Source organism: Marinilabiliales bacterium (genome assembly GCA_007695015.1).
GTDB lineage: Bacteria > Bacteroidota > Bacteroidia > Bacteroidales > PUMT01 > PXAP01.
In genome coordinates, this window is sequence record REEN01000003.1 from 1 (window position 1) to 3,350 (window position 3,350).

The following is a 3,350-nucleotide window of genomic DNA, read 5'->3' on the forward strand; positions in this document are numbered from 1 at the left end:
TGCAGGCCTATGCTGTTGATCTTATCACTCTTTACACTGATTCAGATGGTCAGGCTGGCTTTGAAGCTGTTTCCGGCACCTATTCATATATTGTTGAGAAGGAGGGTTACAGTGATGCATCTGCCAACTTTGATATTGAGAATTCAGGATTGGTCATTGATGTGCAGCTTGAATCTGATGTATCATATGTTATTGATGATATGGCACCTGAAATACTGAAAGTATATCCCAACCCTGCCTATAACTTTATTATAGTTGAATCTGAAAAGCTGCTGCGTGAGTTGCGGGTTATCGATATAAGCGGCCAGGTAATAATTCATGTTGATGTGAATGCCCACAACAGGGAACTGGCTGTCGGAAGCCTTCCCGCGGGGGTATACCTGCTGCGGGTTGAGCTTGAGCCTGGCGGCGATGTTGTGATCAGAAGGTTTGTTGTTTCAAGATAAAGGTCATTCCGGGATCTGGAGCATTAAGCTCATCCCGGAATGTTTCCTGTATTCTGTTGCAAGCCTGATGCCCCGGTTTTATCAGCTTCCGGAGGCGATCCAGTTCAGTATCTTTTCTGAACGGGGGTTTTCACGTGGTGCTGCATAATCGACCACCCTTCCGTTCTCATCGACCATGAACTTCTGGAAGTTCCAGGTTACCTCGGCATCAACGACGCCGTTATGCGACTTCTGGGTAAGCCACTGGTAAAGCGGGTGGATATCATCTCCCTTTACCGAAATCTTGGACATCATCGGGAATGAGACTCCGTAATTCATCTGGCAGAACTGAGCTATCTCCTCATTGGTACCGGGCTCCTGGTTGGCAAAATTATTTGCAGGGAACCCTATAATGATAAAATCATCGCCTCCGAATTCCTCATATAGCTCCTGCAGGCCCTCATACTGGGGAGTAAGTCCGCATTTACTGGCCGTATTGACTACCAGTACCTTCTTGCCGTTGAGGTCAGCAAGATCAAAGGTGTCGCCGTAAATATCTTCTACCACGAAATCGTGGAGTGTAGTTTCACTTTGTGCGTTCGTAACAAGTGCGCTCAAAAACAGTGTGGTTACAATAACGCTAATTCTTTTCATCGTTTTTAATTTTGTGTTTTTAACATCGCGGTGTCTTACAATTATTTTCAGCTTATACAATTTCAACATTGATTCCGATTAATAACAATTTTGCCGGATGAATGTTCATTGTGACAGGTGACTCTGACTTTGTTTACTGCTTTTTTGATAGTATTTTTACGATGGTGAAGAAACGTATGAAAATAAGGATTTACGGCCGCGTACAGGGTGTGTCTTACAGGTTCGAGGCGCGGACCATGGCCCGGTACCTGGGTGTTAAGGGCTTAGTTAAAAACATGGCCGATGGTTCAGTATATGCAGAGGCTGAGGCCGGAGAAAAGGCTTTGGGCGGGTTTGTTTCATGGTGCCGCAAAGGCCCTGATTTTGCAAGAGTTGAGAGGGTAGAGACTGAAGAGATGCCTGTTCAGGGCGATGATGTTTTTGACATAAAGCTTTAATTATTAACGCATCTGATCTGGTTTTCTTCTGTCATGTGTATATAACCCCTGCAGCTGTCCTGACGGTGACCGGTTTACAGAATTGATAAAGGTGATTAAATGCGTCAATTTCTTGCCATACCTCTCCCTGATCAGCTCAAGGATGAACTTGGAGAAATTATTACACCCTTCCGGGGAATTAAGGGCCTGAAGCCTGTCAGGAAGGAAAACCTGCACCTCACCCTGCTCTTCCTGGGTGATACAGGCTCTGAGGAAAAGTTCTCTGAATTGCGAAAGATCTCCTTCTCTCCTTTTACCCTGACTACGACGGAAATCAAACTCTTTCCCGAAAGGAAACCCAGGCTGATATGGCTGGAACTGGAAGAGTCTGAAGAGCTGAATGACCTGTACAGCAGAATTGCCGCAGTTTTTGGGGTGAGTGAAAAGCTGAAGTCCCATATTACCCTTGCGCGGATAAAGTGGCTGCTGCCGCAGGATTACAGAGTCGTGTCAGAGAAGATCGGGCTGGCCAACCCTTTTGAAGCGGACTTCACCGTAAATTGCTTCAACCTGTACAACAGCGAACTACAGCCCCGGGGACCGGTTTACCGTGTTGCGGAGACTTTTATGTTCAGCGGATAAAGTTTGTCCTTTCCGGTTTTTCCGTTTTGGGCAGTTCTATTCCGGCCTCCTTCCCTGCCCTTATGCACCTGAGCAGCCAGGCCATATTGTTTCCGAGCGTGCGCATGGTTTGCAGCCCCTCTTTGTCCTGCCTTACCTCATCGGGGGTATTGCCATGAACCATGCTCCAGTACTGGGAGCTGACTACCGGCATATTGCTTATTGTGAAATACTTGTTGATCTGGTCAAAGGTTGCGGTTGCGCCCCCACGGCGGCAGCTGACAACAGATGCTCCAGGCTTGTGGGCAAATTTATTCCTGCCTGCATAGAACACCCTGTCCATAAAAGAGGTCAGCATGCCTGATGCGGCGGCAAAATGGACAGGTGATCCGAAGACAAACCCGTCGGCCTTTTCTGCTTTTTCAAGGAATTTGTTTACTACATCGTCAATCACACATCGTCCGGTTTTCCTGCATGTGCCGCATCCCAGGCAGCCGGAGACCGGGTCGGTGCCGACCTGGAAAATTTCTGCCTCAATACCTTGTTTTTCGATGGTTTCGGCAATTTCATTCAATGCCGTGTAAGTGCACCCCTTTTCATGGGGACTGCCGTTAATGAATAATACCTTCATTGTTAGTTTGTTTTAATTTGCACATATTGTTTTTGCTGTCTCTTAGGTGTTGTGATCATCTTACTCGTCAGCCCTGCTTATCAAGCTTTTGGTGTATCAGTTTCAGCTCGTTCCTGAGCTCGGCCACCATGCGGCGCGTTGCCTCATCGCCGGTTTCGGTATCCGGCAGCTCGGCGCTGATAAAGTTTACAAAGCGCCATACCTCCCTGATCTCCCCCACCGGCAGGTCATACGGCTCATAAAAGGGGTTAAGGGAATACATCCTCAGCACCCCCTCCGACCTGATAAGGTTGTCGGCTATCTTGAACACCACGCCGTCATTAAGGGTTAGCACAATATAAGGCTTCCCGCTGATGATCCCGTGCCAGTCCGCTATAAACTCCCCCGTCACCCACGAACCGTCGGGCAGCGGCAGCATTGAATCGCCGCTTACCTGGAAGGCCCTGTACTTGCGATTCCCCGAAAGGAAAGGGAGACGAAACACAGGCAACTCCTTTATATATTCAGGATCGGCGTAGCCGGTAATATATCCCGCCTTGGCCTTTTCATTTACCAGCTCGATATTCTCTTCATTGCTGCTGTTTACCGTGGTGGCCAGCACAC

6 protein-coding genes are annotated in these 3,350 nt (G+C 48.0%); 3 read left to right on the forward strand and 3 right to left on the reverse strand.

Features of this window, described 5'->3' with window-relative positions; genetic code table 11:
• Positions 1-446: T9SS C-terminal target domain-containing protein (locus EA408_00030; GenBank protein ID TVR75656.1), on the forward strand; the 446-nt coding region annotated here is incomplete at its 5' end.
• Between the two features lie 81 nt (positions 447-527).
• Here the strand turns inward: EA408_00030 and EA408_00035 are convergent.
• A complete protein-coding gene (locus EA408_00035) occupies positions 528-1,079 on the reverse strand; it encodes a glutathione peroxidase (protein ID TVR75660.1) in 552 nt (183 codons plus the stop codon).
• 161 nt (positions 1,080-1,240) lie between these two features.
• Between EA408_00035 and EA408_00040 the strand changes: the two genes are divergently transcribed.
• Complete coding sequence (locus tag EA408_00040) at positions 1,241-1,516, forward strand: acylphosphatase (protein ID TVR75661.1); 276 nt, start codon at positions 1,241-1,243, stop codon at positions 1,514-1,516.
• Positions 1,517-1,615: 99 nt separating this feature from the next.
• Positions 1,616-2,137, forward strand: coding sequence for an RNA 2',3'-cyclic phosphodiesterase (thpR, locus tag EA408_00045; GenBank protein TVR75657.1), 522 nt, complete (start codon positions 1,616-1,618; stop codon positions 2,135-2,137).
• Here thpR and EA408_00050 read toward each other — a convergent pair.
• Positions 2,127-2,747: a flavodoxin family protein gene (locus tag EA408_00050; GenBank protein ID TVR75658.1), complete on the reverse strand. Its 621-nt coding sequence runs from the start codon at positions 2,745-2,747 to the stop codon at positions 2,127-2,129. The two genes, thpR and EA408_00050, sit on opposite strands and share 11 nt — an antisense overlap.
• 67 nt (positions 2,748-2,814) lie before the next feature.
• The gene (locus tag EA408_00055) at positions 2,815-3,348 is read right to left on the reverse strand and encodes a S24 family peptidase (protein TVR75659.1); all 534 of its coding nucleotides are present in this window, start codon (positions 3,346-3,348) and stop codon (positions 2,815-2,817) included.
• Positions 3,349-3,350 lie beyond the last annotated feature (2 nt).